This is a genomic window from Caballeronia sp. PC1 (genome assembly GCF_021353155.1).
GTDB lineage: Bacteria > Pseudomonadota > Gammaproteobacteria > Burkholderiales > Burkholderiaceae > Caballeronia > Caballeronia cordobensis.
Genome location: NZ_JAJUBH010000002.1, coordinates 1,220,270 through 1,237,168 on the forward strand (window position 1 = coordinate 1,220,270; position 16,899 = coordinate 1,237,168).

The 16,899-nt window shown below is 64.7% G+C and carries 17 protein-coding genes; 8 read left to right on the top strand and 9 right to left on the bottom strand.

What is annotated here, in order from left to right; all coding sequences use genetic code 11:
* Positions 1 to 22: 22 nt before the first annotated feature.
* Both LY284_RS21600 and LY284_RS21605 read left to right on the top strand, forming a co-directional pair.
* Positions 23 to 1,393 (top strand): nodulation protein NfeD, encoded by a 1,371-nt coding sequence (locus LY284_RS21600; protein ID WP_233387933.1) that lies wholly within the window; start codon positions 23 to 25, stop codon positions 1,391 to 1,393.
* A gap of 3 nt (positions 1,394 to 1,396) precedes the next feature.
* Positions 1,397 to 2,170 (top strand): slipin family protein, encoded by a 774-nt coding sequence (locus LY284_RS21605; protein WP_233387934.1) that lies wholly within the window; start codon positions 1,397 to 1,399, stop codon positions 2,168 to 2,170.
* On the opposite strand, the gene LY284_RS21610 is transcribed toward LY284_RS21605, so the two are convergent.
* Entirely contained in the window at positions 2,167 to 2,703 is a 537-nt protein-coding gene (locus LY284_RS21610) for a carboxymuconolactone decarboxylase family protein (protein ID WP_233387935.1), read from the bottom strand. The two genes, LY284_RS21605 and LY284_RS21610, sit on opposite strands and share 4 nt — an antisense overlap.
* Before the next feature lie 185 nt (positions 2,704 to 2,888).
* Here LY284_RS21610 and LY284_RS21615 point away from each other — a divergent pair, with 185 nt between their 5' ends.
* From LY284_RS21615 to LY284_RS21635, 5 genes are all read left to right on the top strand, one after another.
* Complete coding sequence (locus tag LY284_RS21615; RefSeq protein WP_014251130.1) at positions 2,889 to 3,830, top strand: LysR family transcriptional regulator; 942 nt, start codon at positions 2,889 to 2,891, stop codon at positions 3,828 to 3,830.
* Positions 3,831 to 4,003: 173 nt separating this feature from the next.
* Positions 4,004 to 5,095 (top strand): HlyD family secretion protein, encoded by a 1,092-nt coding sequence (locus tag LY284_RS21620; protein ID WP_233387936.1) that lies wholly within the window; start codon positions 4,004 to 4,006, stop codon positions 5,093 to 5,095.
* A gap of 11 nt (positions 5,096 to 5,106) precedes the next feature.
* Complete coding sequence (locus LY284_RS21625; RefSeq protein WP_233387937.1) at positions 5,107 to 6,681, top strand: DHA2 family efflux MFS transporter permease subunit; 1,575 nt, start codon at positions 5,107 to 5,109, stop codon at positions 6,679 to 6,681.
* A gap of 27 nt (positions 6,682 to 6,708) precedes the next feature.
* Positions 6,709 to 8,163, top strand: a complete 1,455-nt coding sequence (locus LY284_RS21630) for an efflux transporter outer membrane subunit (protein ID WP_233387938.1) — start codon at positions 6,709 to 6,711, stop codon at positions 8,161 to 8,163.
* Positions 8,160 to 8,609, top strand: coding sequence for a PaaI family thioesterase (locus tag LY284_RS21635; RefSeq protein WP_014251126.1), 450 nt, complete (start codon positions 8,160 to 8,162; stop codon positions 8,607 to 8,609). The genes LY284_RS21630 and LY284_RS21635 overlap by 4 nt, the downstream gene beginning before the upstream one ends.
* A gap of 42 nt (positions 8,610 to 8,651) precedes the next feature.
* Here the strand turns inward: LY284_RS21635 and LY284_RS21640 are convergent, their stop codons facing one another.
* Positions 8,652 to 9,980 (bottom strand): aspartate aminotransferase family protein, encoded by a 1,329-nt coding sequence (locus tag LY284_RS21640; RefSeq protein WP_233387939.1) that lies wholly within the window; start codon positions 9,978 to 9,980, stop codon positions 8,652 to 8,654.
* Between the two features lie 155 nt (positions 9,981 to 10,135).
* Between LY284_RS21640 and LY284_RS21645 the strand changes: the two genes are divergently transcribed.
* Positions 10,136 to 11,551 (top strand): PLP-dependent aminotransferase family protein, encoded by a 1,416-nt coding sequence (locus LY284_RS21645; protein WP_233387940.1) that lies wholly within the window; start codon positions 10,136 to 10,138, stop codon positions 11,549 to 11,551.
* Between the two features lie 18 nt (positions 11,552 to 11,569).
* Here LY284_RS21645 and LY284_RS21650 read toward each other — a convergent pair whose 3' ends face one another.
* From LY284_RS21650 to LY284_RS21680, 7 genes are all read right to left on the bottom strand, one after another.
* Complete coding sequence (locus LY284_RS21650; protein WP_233387941.1) at positions 11,570 to 11,830, bottom strand: hypothetical protein; 261 nt, start codon at positions 11,828 to 11,830, stop codon at positions 11,570 to 11,572.
* A 173-nt stretch (positions 11,831 to 12,003) separates the two neighbouring features.
* A complete protein-coding gene (locus tag LY284_RS21655) occupies positions 12,004 to 12,642 on the bottom strand; it encodes an H-NS family nucleoid-associated regulatory protein (protein ID WP_233387942.1) in 639 nt (212 codons plus the stop codon).
* Positions 12,643 to 12,707: 65 nt separating this feature from the next.
* Entirely contained in the window at positions 12,708 to 13,487 is a 780-nt protein-coding gene (locus tag LY284_RS21660) for an ABC transporter substrate-binding protein (RefSeq protein WP_233387943.1), read from the bottom strand.
* A gap of 145 nt (positions 13,488 to 13,632) precedes the next feature.
* Complete coding sequence (locus LY284_RS21665) at positions 13,633 to 14,037, bottom strand: Hsp20/alpha crystallin family protein (protein WP_233387944.1); 405 nt, start codon at positions 14,035 to 14,037, stop codon at positions 13,633 to 13,635.
* 13 nt (positions 14,038 to 14,050) lie between these two features.
* Positions 14,051 to 14,485, bottom strand: coding sequence for an Hsp20/alpha crystallin family protein (locus tag LY284_RS21670; RefSeq protein ID WP_233387945.1), 435 nt, complete (start codon positions 14,483 to 14,485; stop codon positions 14,051 to 14,053).
* A 214-nt stretch (positions 14,486 to 14,699) separates the two neighbouring features.
* Positions 14,700 to 15,077, bottom strand: a complete 378-nt coding sequence (locus tag LY284_RS21675) for a DUF934 domain-containing protein (protein WP_233387946.1) — start codon at positions 15,075 to 15,077, stop codon at positions 14,700 to 14,702.
* Positions 15,074 to 16,831 (bottom strand): nitrite/sulfite reductase, encoded by a 1,758-nt coding sequence (locus tag LY284_RS21680; RefSeq protein ID WP_233387947.1) that lies wholly within the window; start codon positions 16,829 to 16,831, stop codon positions 15,074 to 15,076. Before LY284_RS21680 ends, LY284_RS21675 begins: the two co-directional genes overlap by 4 nt.
* Between the last annotated feature and the right edge of the window lie 68 nt (positions 16,832 to 16,899).

Below are 16,899 nucleotides of genomic sequence, written 5' to 3' on the forward strand. Positions count from 1 at the left end.
GCGCGCGCTTGCGGTTTTGCCGATGAAAACCTGGCTGTGGCGCTGCGTCCGATGGCTCTGCTGGCTGATCGCCTTCGCGCCCGTGAGCGCCGCCGCGACGGCTCCGGTCGCCGTGATTCCGCTGAAAGGCGCGATCGGCCCGGCGAGCGCGGATTTCGTCGTGCGCTCGCTCGCCCGCGCCGCCGAGGAGCACGCGCAGCTCGCGGTGCTCGAGCTCGACACGCCCGGCGGCCTCGATCTCTCGATGCGCTCGATCATCCAGGCGATCCTCGCTTCGCCGGTGCCGGTGGCCGCGTTCATCGCGCCAAGCGGCGCGCGCGCAGCGAGCGCGGGCACGTACATCACCTACGCGAGCCATATCGCGGCGATGGCGCCCGGCACGAACCTCGGCGCGGCCTCGCCCGTGCAGTTGGGAATCGGTGGCGGCGGCGGCGGCGGCGCGGATCGCGAGGGCAAGTCCGCGTCGAACGCCGACGCGCAATCGACCGAAACGCGCAAGCAGATGCAGGACGCGTCCGCCTATATCCGCGGCCTCGCCCAATTGCGCGGGCGCAATGTGCAATGGGCCGAGCGCGCGGTGCGCGAAGCGGTCGCGCTGTCGGCGACGGAAGCGCTGGAGCAGAAAGTCATCGATCTGACCGCAGCCGACGTGCCCGATCTGCTCGCCAAGGTCGACGGCCGTCGCATCAAGACGGCAAGCGGCGAACACGTCCTCGCGACGAAGAACGCGCCGCTCGTCGTGCTGCAACCGGACTGGCGCAGCCGCTTTCTCGCGACCATCACGGACCCGAGCGTCGCGCTCATCCTGATGATGATCGGCATGTACGGCCTTTTCTTCGAGTTCGCCAATCCAGGCATGGTGCTGCCGGGCGTCGCGGGCGCGATCTGCCTGCTCGTCGGATTGTTCGCGCTGCAACTCCTGCCGATCAATTTCGTCGGACTGGGGCTGATCGTGCTCGGTCTCGGCTTTCTCGTCGCGGAAATGTTTCTGCCGACGTTCGGCTCGCTCGGCATTGGCGGAATCATCGCGTTCGCGATCGGCGCGCTCATGCTGATCGATACCGACGTGCCGGGCTTTGGCGTGCCGGTCGGCGTCGTCGTCGGGCTTGCGCTGTTCACCGCGCTGTTCGTCTTCACCGTGTCGGGCGTCGCGTTGAAGGCGCGCAGGCGTCCCGTCGTGAGCGGCGAAGAGGCGCTGCGCGGCAGTATCGGCGTGATGCTCGCGCATGAAGACGAAGGCGGCTGGGCGCGCGTGCACGGGGAGCGATGGCGCGTGGAGGCGGCCGCGTCGAGCGCGTTGCCGCAGGAAGGCGCGCGCGTGCGGGTGCTGTCGCGGCATGGGCTGACACTGACGGTCGAGGCCATCGACGAACACATTCACAACGAGGCTTGAAAAATGGGGCTTACTTTCGGTTTCAGCGGCATTCTGATCGCGCTCGCGATTTTCCTCGTGGCGTCGGCGGTGCGCATCTTTCGCGAGTACGAGCGCGGCGTCGTGTTCATGCTCGGGCGCTTCTGGAAAGTGAAAGGGCCGGGGCTCGTGCTGATCATTCCGGTCGTGCAGCAGGTCGTGCGGATGGACTTGCGCACCGTCGTGTTCGACGTGCCGCCGCAGGACGTCATCACGCGCGACAACGTGTCGGTGAAGGTGAACGCGGTCGTGTACTTTCGCGTCGTCGATCCGGAGCGAGCGGTGATTCAGGTCGCGCGCTTTCTCGAAGCGACGAGCCAGCTTTCGCAGACCACCTTGCGCGCGATTCTCGGCAAGCACGAGCTTGACGAACTGCTGTCCGAGCGCGAGCGCCTGAACAGCGACATCCAGCGCGTGCTGGATTCGCAGACCGATGCGTGGGGCATCAAGGTATCGAACGTGGAGATCAAGGACGTCGACATCAACGAAACGATGATTCGCGCGATCGCCCGTCAGGCCGAAGCGGAGCGCGAGCGGCGCGCGAAGATCATTCACGCTGAAGGGGAATTGCAGGCCTCGGAGAAGCTCCTGCAGGCGGCGCAGATGCTCGCGCAGCAACCGCAGGCGATGCAACTGCGCTATCTGCAAACCCTGACGACGATCGCCGGCGACAAGAACTCGACGATCGTCTTTCCGGTGCCGGTCGATATCGTTTCCACCGTCATCGACCGGATCACCAAAGGCCCGGCGAAGCCTTAAGCGAGCTTCGGAAAATCGAGCGTCGTGTCATTCACGCGATTCACCAGATTCGTGAAGTTGATGACGCTCATCGCGAACAGCGTGTCGATGACCTGCGCTTCCGAATAACCCGCTTCGCGCACTTCGTCTAGACGCGCCGGGTCGATCGTGCCCGTCGTTCCCGTGAGATGCCGCACGAAGCGCACGAGCGCGTCGCGCTTGGCGTTGCCGGTGGCTTCGCCCGCGCGGATCTGCTGCGTTTCCAGTTGCGACAGCCCGACCATCTTGCCCACGACCGTGTGCGCGGCGGCACAGTATTCACAGCCCACGAGTTCGCTCACGGCGAGCTTGATCGCTTCGACATCGGCCTTGTCGAGGCTGCTCTTCGCGAGAATCGCGTCGCCTTGAAGTGCTGCGCCGAGCGCGGCCGGGCTATGCGTGCCGATGGTCGCGTAGGCGTTCGGCACCTTGCCCGCGGCCTTCTTGATGGCGGCGAAAAGATCGGCGGCGGCGCCGGTTGCTTCGTTGACGTTGATCTGGGAAAGACGTGACATGGTGTGCTCCTTCGTTCAGTGGTTGGCCATCTCGATGGCATGGGTGAACTTTAGGCGCGCACGGCTTGCGCGTGAATGCTCGCGCGGCTCGTAAAACCGCGCGATCGTCTCAACGTGCGAATGCGGCGGCTTCATGCCATCATCGGGGCTTTCCCCGCACGCATCGCGCGATTTTCGACACGCACATGGATTATCTGACGAGCCTGAAGGTGTTCTGCACCGTGGTCGAAGCCAAGAGCTTCGCGCGCGCAGCCGACATACTCGGCCTGTCGCCGCCGGTCGTGTCGCGGGCCATCGCGGGGCTCGAAACGCGGCTCGGCAGCCGGCTTTTCAACCGGACGACGCGGCAAATCTCGCTCACCGAAACCGCGGAGCGCTTCTTCGCGGATTGCTCGCGCGTGCTCGACGAACTCCAGGCGATGGAAGAGCGCGCGTCGCATCGCGCGAGCGAAGCGACCGGCCTCTTGCGGCTCGTCGCGCATACGACCGCCATGACGAGCCGCTACACGCCGCTCGTCGCGAGCTTCAGACGCGCGCATCCGCACGTCGGCCTCGACGTCACGCTGACCGAACGGCCCGTGGATCTCGTCGGCGAAGGCTACGATCTCGCGCTCGTGCTGCCGTTCATGCTGTCCACCGATACGCCCGTCACGCGCCTGCTCGAAACCATTCCGCTCGTGCTCGTCGCGAGTCCCGCGTATCTCGCGCAGCATGCCGCGCCGCGCCATCCGTCCGAGCTCGTCGATCATCATTTCGTGCCGATGTCGCCGTCCATCCGCAAGCCGGTGCTGACGTTTCGCATCGGCGGCGAGGACGTGCGCGTGCCGGTGAATCACGATATCTCGTCGAACAGCGCGCTCTTCAATCGCGACATGGTGTTGCAGGGCTTCGGCATTGGCGTGCTGCCCGCGGCGCTCGTTCAGAGCGAGATCGCGGCGGGGCGGCTCGTCACGCTGCTCGACGCCTACGAGCGCATCGATGCCGCGATCGAGATCCGTATTGCCTACAGTTCGCGCGCGCTGGTGCCGGCCAAGGTGCGCGCGTTCGTCGATCACGCGGTGCGTTTTTGCGCCGATGAACTCGCGCCGCCCGACCGGGCGCCGCTCGCCACGCTCCGGCAAGACTGAGGCGAAGCCTTATCCGGCGCGGCTTTGCGCGATTCTTTCCGTCAGCGTTATTGTCTCGTGTGCGCCATGACGGTTGACATGGTGTATATGCACATCTAGTCTTCCGGGCTATGACGGGCAACGCAGGTTGCCCTTTTTCCAATTTAATATGTGCATATGCACAAACAAGCTCAATGACGACTCCTACGACGGAAATGCCATCGGTGGCGGCGCCGGCTCTCACGAGGCCGGCGCGGCGAATTCCCTGGATGCTGCTCGCGCTCGGGCTGGTCGGACTGGTGCTGATCGCCGCCGCCTCGTATTGGGCGCTCGTGCTGCGCTTCGTCCAGACCACCGACGACGCTTATGTCGGCGGCGACGTCACCGTGCTCGCGCCGAAAGTGAACGGCTTCGTCACCGACGTGCTCGTGCAGGACAACCAGCGCGTGAAGGCCGGGCAAGTGCTGATCCGCCTCGACGCGCGCGACTACGACGCGCGTCTCGCGCAGGCCAATGCGGAAGTGTCGAGCGCGCGTGCGGCCGTGGCCGAACTGCAGGCGAAGGACGCGCTGCAGGCCGCCGTGATCAATCAGCAGCAGGCGGAAGTGCGCGCGTCGTCGGCGGAACTCACGCGCAGCGGGCAGGATCGCGTGCGCTATCGCGAACTGGTGAAGGACGATGCGGTGTCGAATCAGATCGTCGAACGCGCGGATGCGGACTACACGAAGGCGCAGGCGTCGGTCGATCGCAGCGGCGCGTCGCTCGTCGCGGCGAAACGCCAGTTGAGCGTGATCGAAGCGCAGATTGCGGATGCCGAGGCGCGTGTCGCGACCGCCGAAGCCGCGCGGCGCGTCGCGGAGCTGAACGTCGAGTACACGACGATCCGCTCGCCCGTCGATGGCTACGTGGGAAACCGCACGGCGCGCGTCGGCGTGCTCGCGAACGTCGGCACCTCGCTTCTGACGATTATCCCGTCGACCGGACTGTGGATCGACGCCAACTTTAAGGAAGATCAGCTCAGGAAAATGCGCCCCGGCGACGAGGCCGATGTCGAACTCGATGCGTCGAGCGTGCCGCTCACCGGCCGCGTCGAAAGCCTCGCGCCCGCGACCGGCGCGACCTTCAGCGTGCTGCCCGCCGAGAACGCCACCGGCAACTTCACGAAGATCGTGCAGCGCGTGCCCGTGCGCATCCGTCTCGATGTGCCGAAGGGCATGGAATCCGTGCTGCGGCCGGGCTTGTCAGCGACCGTCAAGGTGCATCTGCGCAAACAGGCGAACGGCTGAGGAGCGCGGCCATGACTCACACGATTCCCTCCGATCCCGCCTCACAGCCGATCAAGCAGCGCGTGTTCGCCTTCGCGCTCATGTGCCTGGGCTTCTTCATGGCGACGCTCGATATCCAGATCGTCGCGTCGTCGCTGAAGGATATCGGCGGCGGCCTGTCCGCGAGCCAGGATGAGTTGTCCTGGGTGCAGACCTCGTATCTGATCGCGGAAATCCTCGTCATTCCGATGTCGGGCTGGCTCTCCAAAGTGATGTCCACGCGCTGGCTCTTCGTCGCTTCGGCGGTCGGCTTCACGATCACGAGCATGTTGTGCGGCATGGCATGGGACATCAATTCGATGATCCTCTTTCGCGGCATGCAGGGCGCGCTCGGCGCCGCGATGATTCCGACCGTGTTCACGACGGCCTTCGTGCTCTTTCCCGGCAAGCAGCGGCTGATCGCATCGACGACCATCGGCGCGCTGGCCTCGCTCGCGCCCGCGGTCGGCCCGGTGATCGGCGGATGGATCACGGATCAGTGGTCGTGGCACTGGCTGTTCTATCTGAACGTCGTGCCCGGTCTCGTCGTGGCGGTGCTCGTGCCGAAGTACGTGCATATCGACGAGCCGAATCTCTCGTTGCTGAAGAAAGGCGACTATCTCGGCATCGCGCTGATGTCCGGCTTTCTCGGCTGTCTGGAATACGTGCTCGAAGAAGGGCCGCGCAAGAACTGGTTCGGCGACGACGCGATCATCGCGTGTGCATGGATCTCCGGGATTTGCGGCTTTCTCTTTCTCGTGCACGCGTTCACGGCGAAAGATCCGGTCGTCGATCTGCGCGCGCTCGCGGTGCGCAACTTCGCGATCGGCAGTCTGCTTTCGTTCGTGACGGGCATCGGCATTTTCGTCTCGGTGTTTCTGACGCCCGTGTTTCTCGCCCGCGTGCGCGGTTTCGATTCGCTGCATACGGGTCTCGCGCTGCTTTCCGTCGGCTGTTTTCAGTTGATCGCCATCGGCTTTTATGGCTTCGCGACGCGTTTCTTCGACATGCGCGTGCTGCTCGCCTTCGGTCTGATCTGCTTCGGCGCGGGCTGTTATCTCTATACGCCGCTGACGCACGACTGGGGCTGGCAGGAATTCCTTCTGCCGCAGGCGCTGCGCGGCATCGGCCAGCAATTCGCCGTGCCGCCCATCGTGACGATGGCGCTCGGCTCGCTGCCGCCGTCGCGGCTCAAATCGGCCAGCGGTCTGTTTAATCTGATGCGCAATCTCGGCGGTGCGATCGGCATTGCGGTCAGCGCGACGATGCTCAACGACCGCCTCAATCTGCACTACTTGCGCCTGAACGAGAACGTGACGATCGGCCGTCCGGTCATCGACGATCTGTTGTCGCGCAGCTCCGCCCATCTCGCGTCCGTCGCAGGCGATGCGCTGAACGCGTCGCAAGCGGGACTCGCCTCGCTGCATGCGCTCGTGATGCGCGAAGCGCTCGTGCTGACCTTCGCCGACTGCTTCTACGTGCTCGCGCTGTGTTTTCTCGTCGGCCTCGCGACGGTGTTCTTCGCGAAGCCGATCACGACTGCGCCGCCGTCGTCGGATGCGCATTGAACCGGGTCTTATCTGGATGCTTCGATCATGAAGAAACTGCTTGCCGAAATACTCGCGTGTCTGACGCTCGCCGCATGCGCGGTGCAGCCCGCCACGCACGCCGACCTGCCCGCGAAAGTGAACGCGACCGCGCCCGCCGGCTGGAGCGTCGATGTGCCGAAACAGGACGCCGATCCCACCGCGTGGTGGAACCAGTTCAACGACCCGGCGATGCATGAACTGGTCGCGTCGGTGCTGAACGACAACCTCGACGTGCAGGCCGCGGTCGAACGCGTGAAGCAGGCGCAGGCGCTGACGACGCAACGCCGCGCCGCGCTCCTGCCGCAACTCGATCTGGGCGCGGGCGGATCGTACACGCGCCAGAACACGCCGCCGCCGCTCGGCTATGTGAAGCAGGCGGGCATCGGCCTTAATCTCAGCTGGACGCCCGATGTCTTCGGCGGCGAGCGTCTGGAACTGCTGGCGTCGCAGGCGCAGCTCGTCGGCCGCGAACATGCGGCGGATCAGATCAGGCTCGCGCTCGCGGCGAATACGGCGGGCGCGTATATCGATCTGCGCTGGGCGCAGGCAGAACTGAAAATCCTGCAAGACAACCGCGAGATTCGCGAGCGCGCGCTGAAGCTCACGCAGCGCCGTCTGCAATACGGCCTGTCGACGCAACTCGATGTCGCGCGCGCGCAGAATCAGTTGAGCGATCTGCTTTCGCGCATCCCGCGCACGCAGGCGACGATTCAGCATCAACTGAGCCTGATCGCGGTGTATTCGGGCCGCACGCCCGAGTCCGTCGACCGGCTGATGCTCGCGAACGCGGGCCCCGCGCCCGTCATTCCCGTGCCGGCGAACGGCGCGCCCAACATGCTCCCGTCCGATGCGTTGTTGCGCCGGCCGGACGTGCTCGTCGCGTATGCGACCGTGCAGCAGCGCGCGGCGGAAGTGGGCGTCGCGCGGGCGGAGCGTTATCCGAAGTTCTCGCTGCGGCTTTCCGATGGCCTGCTCGCGTCGTCGTATCTCGGCTTGCCGACCCTGACCGACAACCTCTTTTCGGCGGCGCTCAACGCGACCAGCCCGATCTTCAACGCGGGGCGCATCACCGCGGAGATCGAGCAGAACGAGAGCCGGATGCGCGAGTCGGAATTGCGCCTGCATCAGACCATGCTCGAAGCGCTGAAGGACGTGGAAGACACGCGCAGCGATCTTGTCAGCACGACCGAATCGACCGCGCGCCTGACCGATGCGCTCGCCGCGTCGGGCCAGTCGCTCACGCTCTCGTCGCAGTTGTACAAGGGCGGCGCGGCCAGCTTCCTCGATGTGCTCGACGCGCAGCAATCGTATCTGCGCGACGCCGATGCGCTGAATCAATCGAAGCGTGAACACGCGCTCGCGGCGGTGGCACTGTACCGCTCGCTGGGCGGCGGATGGAGCGTGACCGGCGATGACGGCGTCATCGAGACCGCGAGCGCAAAAACGGAGACGACGAAATGAGCATGGTCGAAGAAACGGGCGCGGGCCTCGACGGCCTCTCGCAACTGCGCAAGCTGATCGCGTGCAAGCGCAGGCCGGGCATCATGGTGTCGCTGGATCTGGAATTCGTCGAAGTCGAGGCGGGCAGGGCGGTGTTCGCGGGCGTGCCGGGCGATCACGCGTACAACCCCATCGGCACCGTGCACGGCGGCTATGCCGCGACACTGCTCGATTCCGCCTGCGGATGCGCGGTGCATTCGTGCCTGACCGCGACGCAGGCCTATACGACGCTCGAACTGAAAGTGGCGTATCACAAGGCGATCACGCGCGATTCGGGCATGCTGCGCGCCGAAGGGCGCGTGCTCTCGATCGGACGCCGCGCCGCGTTCGCGCAAGCGTCGCTCAAGGACGCGAGCGGCCGGTTGTTCGCGTCGGCGACCTCGACCTTGCTCGTCATGGAGCGCTGAAGAGCCCGGTTCCTTATCGAAAGGAACCGGACTGAACGCGCTTTATTTCACGCTTTCCAGCGCCTTTCTCACCGTGCCGAAGATCTGATCGATCTGATCGTCTTCGATGATGAGCGGTGGCGAGAACGCGAGGATATCGCCGGTATAGCGCACGAGCACGCCCGCTTCGAAGCACTTGACGAAGACTTCATACGCACGCGCGCCGGGCGCGCCTTCGCGCGATTCCAGCTCGATGCCCGCCACGAGCCCGAGATTGCGGATGTCCTTCACGAAAGGCGCATCGCGCAGCGCGTGCGCGGCGCTCTCGAACTTCTCGGCCTTCGATGCCGCGCGCTCGAACAGCTTGTCGCGCGTATAGAGATCGAGCGTCGCGATCGCCGCCGCGGTCGCGACCGGATGCGCCGAGTACGTATAGCCGTGAAACAGTTCGATGGCGTTGGCCGCGCCCGCGTTCACCACCGTGTCGTGCACGTTGCGGTGCGCGGCGACCGCGCCCATCGGAATCGTTGCGTTGTTGATCGCCTTGGCCATCGTGATCATATCGGGCGTCACGCCGAAATACTCGCTCGCGGTGGCCTTGCCGAGACGGCCGAAACCGGTGATGACTTCGTCGAAGATCAGGAGAATGCCGTGCTTCGTGCAGATGTCGCGCAGCTTCTGCAAGTAGCCCTTCGGCGGCACGAGCACGCCGGTCGAGCCCGCGAGCGGCTCCACGATCACGGCCGCGATCGTCGATGCATCGTGCAGCGCGACGATGCGCTCCAGTTCGTCGGCGAGATGCTCGCCCCATGCGGGCTGGCCCTTGGTGAACGCGTTGTGCCCGAGATCGTGCGTATGCGGCAGATGATCGACCGACGGCAGCAGCGCGCCCGAAAACGTCTTGCGGTTCGGCGCGATGCCGCCGACCGAAATGCCGCCGAAGCCGACGCCGTGATAGCCGCGCTCGCGACCGATCAGGCGCGTGCGCTGGCCTTCGCCGCGCGCGCGGTGGTAGGCGAGCGCAATCTTCAGCGCGGTATCGACGGATTCCGAACCCGAGTTCGTGAAGAAGATGCGATCGAGGCCTTGCGGCATGAGTCCGGCCACTTTGGTCGCCGCTTCGAAGGCGAGCGGATGGCCCATCTGGAAGGTCGGCGCGAAGTCGAGCGTCGAGAGCGTCTTTTGCACCGCGTCGACGATTTCCTCGCGGCAATGGCCCGCGTTCACGCACCAGAGGCCCGCCGTGCCGTCGAGCACTTCGCGGCCATCGGTCGAGCGGTAATACATGCCTTTCGCGCTTTCGAGCAGGCGCGGCGCGGCCTTGAACTGCCGATTGGCGGTGAAGGGCATCCAGAACGACGACAGGTCGTCGATGACGGGGCGGGCATTCATGACGGGTCTCCTCCTTGGAAAGTTCGGTCACTGCACTGTATTCCTCGGCAAATTTGCGCGGCATAGACAGTTGCTTGACTGCGCTGCCAACTGTGCTGGCAAAATGTCGCAAACTGTATTGGCCGATGCGCCCTCGCCGAGCTATCCTCGAATTCATGATCGAACTCAAGCTGGAGCGCGGCTCGCGTCAGGCGCCGACGCTCGTCGAACAACTGGTGCGCGCGTTCGCCACGGCGATCGAGGAGCAGACCTTGCGCGCGGGCGCGCTGCTGCCATCGGTGCGGCGGCTCGCCGACACGCAGGACCTGAGCACCTTCACGGTGACGGAAGCGTATGGCCGGCTCGTCTCGATGGGCCTCGTCACCGCGCGGCGCGGCTCGGGTTATCGCGTCGCCGTGCGCGCGCAGAGCGAGCGCGTGCGGGCCGTCGAGTGGCAGCCGCCGAGCCTCACCGCGACCTGGCTCCTGTCGGACGTCTTCGCCGATCATTCCGTGCCGATCAAATCCGGCTGCGGCTGGCTGCCCAACGAATGGGTCAACGAAAGCGGCCTGCAACACGCGCTGCGCGCGGTGAGCCGCGTGCCGGCGGCGCGCATCGCCGATTACGGGCATCCGTATGGCTTCGCGCCGCTGCGCGAGCGGATCGCGGAGCAACTGGATCGTCACGGCCTGCCCGTCGATGCCGCGTCCAACGTGCTGCTGACCGCGGGCGCGACGCAGGCGCTCGATCTCATCGTGCGCACCTTGCTGCGCGCGGGCGACGCGGTCGTCGTCGAAGACCCGGGCTACTGCAATCTGCTGCAGATCTTGCGGCTTGCCGGGCTCGACGTGCACGGCGTGCCGCGCACCGTCGCGGGCATCGATACGGACGTGTTCGAGCGCATCGTGATCGAGCATCGGCCGAAAGCGGTCTTTCTCAACACGACCTTGCAGAACCCGACCGGCGCGACCTTCGGCATGGCGTCGGCGTTTCGTCTGATGCAGATCGCGGAGCGGCACGGCCTGTGGGTCGTCGAGGACGATGTGAACCGCGAGCTCGCGCCGCCCGGCGCGCCCCTGCTCGCGGCGATGGAAGGCCTGAGCCGCGTGCTGTACGTCGGCGGCTTTGCGAAGACGATCACGCCCGCGCTGCGCTGCGGTTATGTCGTCGCGGAGCGGGACGTGCTGCGCGAACTGGCGCGCACGAAAATGGCCGTGGGACTGACGTCGTCGGAGGCGACGGAGCGCATCGTCGAGAAAGTGCTGACGGAAGGGCGCTACGCGCGGCACGTCGAGTTTGTCGTGGAGAAGCTGAAGGACGCGCATGCGCTCGTCGAGGACCGCATGGATGCGCTGGGCGTCGCGCTGTTCCGAAGACCGCGCGCGGGATTGTTCGTGTGGGGCGCGCTGCCGATCGATCCCGCCGAAGGCAGCGCCGTCGCGACGCGCGCCTTGCAACACGGCATCTGGCTCGCGCCGGGTTCCTATTTCAGGCCCGGAGATGCCGAGAGCGCATCGTTTCGATTCAACGTCCCTTATTCCGCGGACGATGCGCTCTGGGCATTTCTGGAAAAAACGATTAAAGCGATTTAAAAACGGTCACGCCATTATTTATTGCGAGACTTGTGAAGACGTGGAAGCCGAAACCTGTCCGCGCTGATTTTGCGCCGTGCGTTCCGTATTGCCGAAATCGCTGCGCCCTTGCGCGGATTCTTCCGCGGCGAAGGTTTGTGCGCTGACGCCATGCTGCGAAGCCGGCGCGCCGACATCCGGACGATAATGCGGCGCGGGACCATAACCGCTCGCAAACGCGGAACCGGCAAATACCGAACTCAATGCAATGGCAAAGCTCACTACGAGTCGCTTGTTCACAGAGTGCTCCAATGGAAATATGAGGAACGGCAATCGAAAAGCGCGTCGTTCTGTTCGACACGCCCCCGACTTGTGAACGCAGTGTAGAAGGCATTCGCCCGTTTTTAATCGAGCGAAAAGCCAATTGAGTTTTCGTCGATCTCAAACAATGGGATAAAGCGGTGCGCCGCGCGTCATGCGGATGGGGCGTCGTTCGCCGGCGGTGTGGGCGTCGCCGGTGTGTCGGGTGCGGGTTGTTGCGGCGCCGTGGCACTGGCTTCTTCGGGCGTCGCGGCTTGCGCGGCCCGTTTGCGTGGCGCGACGCGCTTTGCGACTGGCTTCGCTGCGGGTTTCGCCGTTTTAGCCGTGCTGGTCTTTTTGGCGGCGGGCGCCGTGGCGGATTTTTTCGCCGCGCTTGCGCGGGTCCGTGAGGCTTTCTTTGCCGTCTTCGGCTTCTCCGCGCTTTCGACGGCTTGGGCATCGATCAGAAACTTGCTGCGGTCCTTCACGTTCGCGATCCACGCCGGCGGCCGCGCCCAGCCGCTCCATGTTTCGCCCGTCTCCGGATTGTGATACTTCGCGGGCAGCTTGCCCTTTTTGGCGAGCTTGGTCATCGCTTCATGGCGGCCCGCCGGCGCGGGATACGCGACGCGCGGCTTCTTGGCGGGCTTCGTCTTCTTGCCGTGACGGGCGATATCGTCGGTCGTGAGGCCGTGCCGCTCCATCAGCGCGCGGATATCGTCGAGCACGGCTTGCGCGCGTTGCGCGATCAGCCGTTCCGCCTGCGCCTGGAGTTTCTTCAGCCTGACTTGTATCTGCTTGAGCGTCGCCATCCCGGTCTCCTTTTCGTGAAGGCGCTGGTGCGAGCCGGCCCGCAAGCCGGCTCGCTTACTCTTCTTTACTCGCCGTAGATATCGAAGTCAAAGTACTTCTGCTCGATGCGCTTGTACGTGCCGTCCTTGATCATCGCGGCGATGGCGCCGTCGAGTTTCTCTTTCAGATCGGTATCTTCCTTGCACAGGCCGATCGCGGTGCCGGGTCCGAAGATCGCGCTGTCTTCCAGCGCGCCGCCCGCGAAACCGTAGGGCTTGCCGCGCGGCGTTTCGAGAAAGCCGCGTTCGGCTTGCACGGCGTTTTGCAGCGAGGCGTCGAGACGGCCCGCGAGCAAGTCCGCATAGACCTGATCCTGATCCGCGTACGACACGACCTTCACGCCCTTGGCGCCCCAGTGCGCTTTCGCATAGGTTTCCTGCATCGAGCCCTGCTCGACGCCCACGCTCTTGCCCGCGAGCGATTCCGCCGTCGGCTGGATGGCCGAGTCGCGCTTCGTCACGAGGCGCGTAGGTACGTGAAAGAGCTTGCTGGAGAAGGCGATCTGCTTGACGCGCGCGGGCGTCATGGACATCGTGGAGAGCACGGCGTCGAACTTGCGCGACTTGAGGCCCGGAATCATGCCGTCGAATGCATTCTCGACCCACACGCATTTCGCGTTGAGGCGGCGGCACAATTCATTGCCGACATCGATGTCGAAGCCGACCAGCGTGCCGTCGGGCGCTTTCGATTCGAAAGGCGGATAGCTCGCATCGACGCCGAAGCGGATCGTCGACCATTCCTTCGCATGCGCGCCGATCGATACGGTCAGCAGCGAGCCCAACAACACCATCAACAGCCTCTTCACGATAGTCCCTTTTTCGATGAGTTATGAAGGTAGGCGGCATGCGCCGCCGCCGCCGATTATAGAGGCGCGTTTCCGGGGCAATAAAAAAGCGGCTGCGATTCGCTTGAATCGCAGCCGCTTTAAAACGAAATGCTATTTGAAGAAGTTATCCCGCGCGCACTTCGACGCGGCGCGGACGCGCTTCCTCGCGACGCGGAATGGTGAGCTTCAGTACGCCGTTCGTGAGGTTGGCGTCGATCTTCGTTGTGTCGAAGTCGTCGCTGACCGTGAAGGCGCGAGCGAAACGCGGGGCGCGCAGTTCGGCGTGATGCACGCGCACGGCGCCTTGCACCGGCAGTTCCGCTTCGGCTTCGATGGTGAGGCGCGCGTCGTGCACCTTCACGTCGAGCTTCTCGCGCGGCACGCCGGGCAGATCGGCCCATAGCGTGATGCCGTGGCTGTCCTCGACGATATCGACGGCGGGCGTCACCGTTGCGCGGCGCTGCGTGTCTTCGCTATTGCGCGCGACTTCGTTCGTGTTTTGCGGGGCGATTTGCGTGTTCTCGGTCATGGTGGGCTCCCTCTTACTGAATGGTGATCGCGCGCGGCTTCGATGCTTCGCGCTTGCCGATGGTGATGAACAGCGTGCCGTTTTCATAGCGCGCTTCGACCTTGTCGGCGTCGGCGTTCTGCGGCAGTTCGATCACGCGGCGAAAGCTCCCCGTGAAGCGTTCTTTCGCATACGTGCGCGCGCCTTCGGGGGCAGCTTGCGCGCGGCGCTCGCCGCTGATGGTCAGCGTGCCTTTATCGACGGTGACATCGAGCGAAGCAGGCTCGACGCCCGGCGCGAACGCGACGATATGAATCGCGTCGTCCGTGCTGCCGATGTTCAGGCGAGGGAAGGCATCCGCGCGGCTCGAACGAATGCTCGAAGGAAGATTGCCGAAGAACGAGGACACCTGCCGTTGCATGCGGTCCAGCTCCGAGAAAACGTCGCCGCCAAAATGAAAGTCACTCATGGTCAGTCTCCGATAATGCGGTCCGGCGCGGCCGGCAGCGGGGAATCAAAACGACAGCGCGGTGGTGGCTGCCTCTGCATCCAAGGTAGGAGCGAAGGCTATCGTTTCAATATCGGAGCACTATGTTTCAAGCGCTTTTTATTTTTTTCGGGCGGCTCTTGAAAGCCGCCGAAGGGCGCGCATATCCGTTCGAATGCGCGCCCGCTCGGCTTCTTCAGTGCGATGCGAGATCGCCCTGGTAATAGCCCGAGAATCGCGCGAACTGTCGTTCGGCATCCGCAGCATCCAGACCTTCCTTGAGCACCGCGCTCGAAAACCCGGTGCGCTCCATCTGCACGAGCTGATCGATCAACACGTCGCCCGTTGCGCGCAAATCGCCCCTGAAACCGAGTCGCCGGCGCAGCAGATACGCCTGGCTGTACGCACGGCCATCGGTGAAATGCGGGAAGTGCAATTCGATGCGATCGAGCTCAGCCAGCCGCTCTTTCAGCGTGAGCGGATCGTCGTCGTTGGCGAGGCTCGCAACGCGTTCGTTCCTGTCCGAGCCGTGGTCCTCTTGCGTGAGAATGCGCATGCGTTGAACGCCATTCATGCCGATACCTCCTCGTTCGCGCGCGCCGCATTCGCCGATGTCTTGAACGGCTCCAGTCCCACGCGCCGCACCGTGTCGATGAAACGCTCCTTATGTTCGCGCGTGTCGCGATACGTCGTCAGGATCGCTTCGATCGCATCGGGCACTTCGGCCGCGCTGAACGACGGCCCGATCACCTTGCCCGGCTGCGGCGCGCCGCTTGCCGCGCTGCCGTCCGATCCGCCGAGCGTGATCTGATACCACTCGCGTCCGTCCTTGTCGACGCCGAGCACGCCGATATGCCCGCTGTGGTGATGCCCGCACGAGTTGATGCAGCCGCTGATATGCAGATCGATTTCGCCGATGTCGTCGAGCTCGTCGAGATCCTGATAGCGCTCGGTGACGGCTTGCGCGATCGGCAGCGAACGCGCATTCGCGAGCGCGCAGAAGTCACCGCCGGGGCACGCAATCATGTCGGTGAGAAGCTGCACGTTCGCGCTCGCGAAGCCCGCTTCGCGCGCCGCCTGCCAGAGCGAGAAAAGCTCGCTTGCGCGCACCCACGGCAACACGACGTTTTGCGTGTGCGTGACGCGCGCCTCGCCCGCCGAGAAGCGGTCGGCGAGATCGGCGATGGTATCGAGCTGGTCCGCGGTCGCATCGCCGGGCGCTTGCAGCAGGCGCTTGAACGACAGCGTCACGATACGCAACGCGGGGTCCTTGTGCTGCGCGACATTGCGTTGCAGCCAGCGCGTAAAGAGCGCCGGCCGATCGGCTTGCGCCTCATCGATGCTTGCATGCGACGCGTTCAACGCGGGCGGCACGAACGACGCGCTCACGCGCTCCAGTTCTTCGCGCGAAATGAGGTGCGGCGCGCCGTCGTGCTCGATGATCTGCCGAAATTCCTCGTCGACTTCGTCGATATAGCGCTGGCCTTCGGCCTTCATCAGGATCTTGATGCGCGCCTTGTATTTGTTGTCGCGCCGGCCGTAACGGTTGTAGACGCGCACGATGGCCTCGATGTAATTCATGATGTGCGGCCACGGCAGGAACTCGCGCATCGGCGTGGCGATAACGGGCGTGCGTCCCATGCCGCCGCCCGCGCTCACGCGAAAGCCCAGTTCGCCGCGCTCGTCGCGCACGAGTTGCAGGCCGACGTCGTGCCAGGCGGTTGCCGCGCGATCCTCGCTCGCGCCTGTTATCGCGATCTTGAACTTGCGCGGCAGAAACGCGAACTCGGGATGCAGCGTGGTCCATTGCCGCATGATTTCGGCGAACGGACGCGGATCGGCGACTTCGTCGGGCGCGACGCCCGCGCGCTCGTCGCAGGAAATATTGCGGATGCAGTTGCCGCTCGTCTGAATGCCGTGCATGTCGACACTGGCGAGCAGGTCCATCACGTCCGCGGATTTGTTCAGCGGAATCCAGTTGAATTGCACGTTGGTGCGCGTCGTGAAATGTGCGCAATGCGAAGGCAACCGCGCGGTGCCGAGCTTGGCCTGAGCCTCGCTCGCCACGCGATAGACCTCCGGATCGGGATCGTCGTATTCGCGCGCGATGCGGCCGAGCACGCGCAACTGCGCGCTCGACAATTCGCCATACGGCACGGCCACCCGCAGCATCGGCGCGTGGCGCTGCACGTACCAGCCGTTCTGCAAACGCAGCGGGCGGAACGCGTCCTCGCTCAGGCGGCCGTCCTGCCAGCGCTCAAGCTGATCGCGGAACTGCGCGGCGCGGCTCTTCACGAAAGATTTGTCGAACTCGGTGTATCGGTACATGGATGCGGCCGGATGGCGGAGAAAGCGCCAACGATAGGGCGCGAGGCGGCATGAGAACAAGCAGCAGT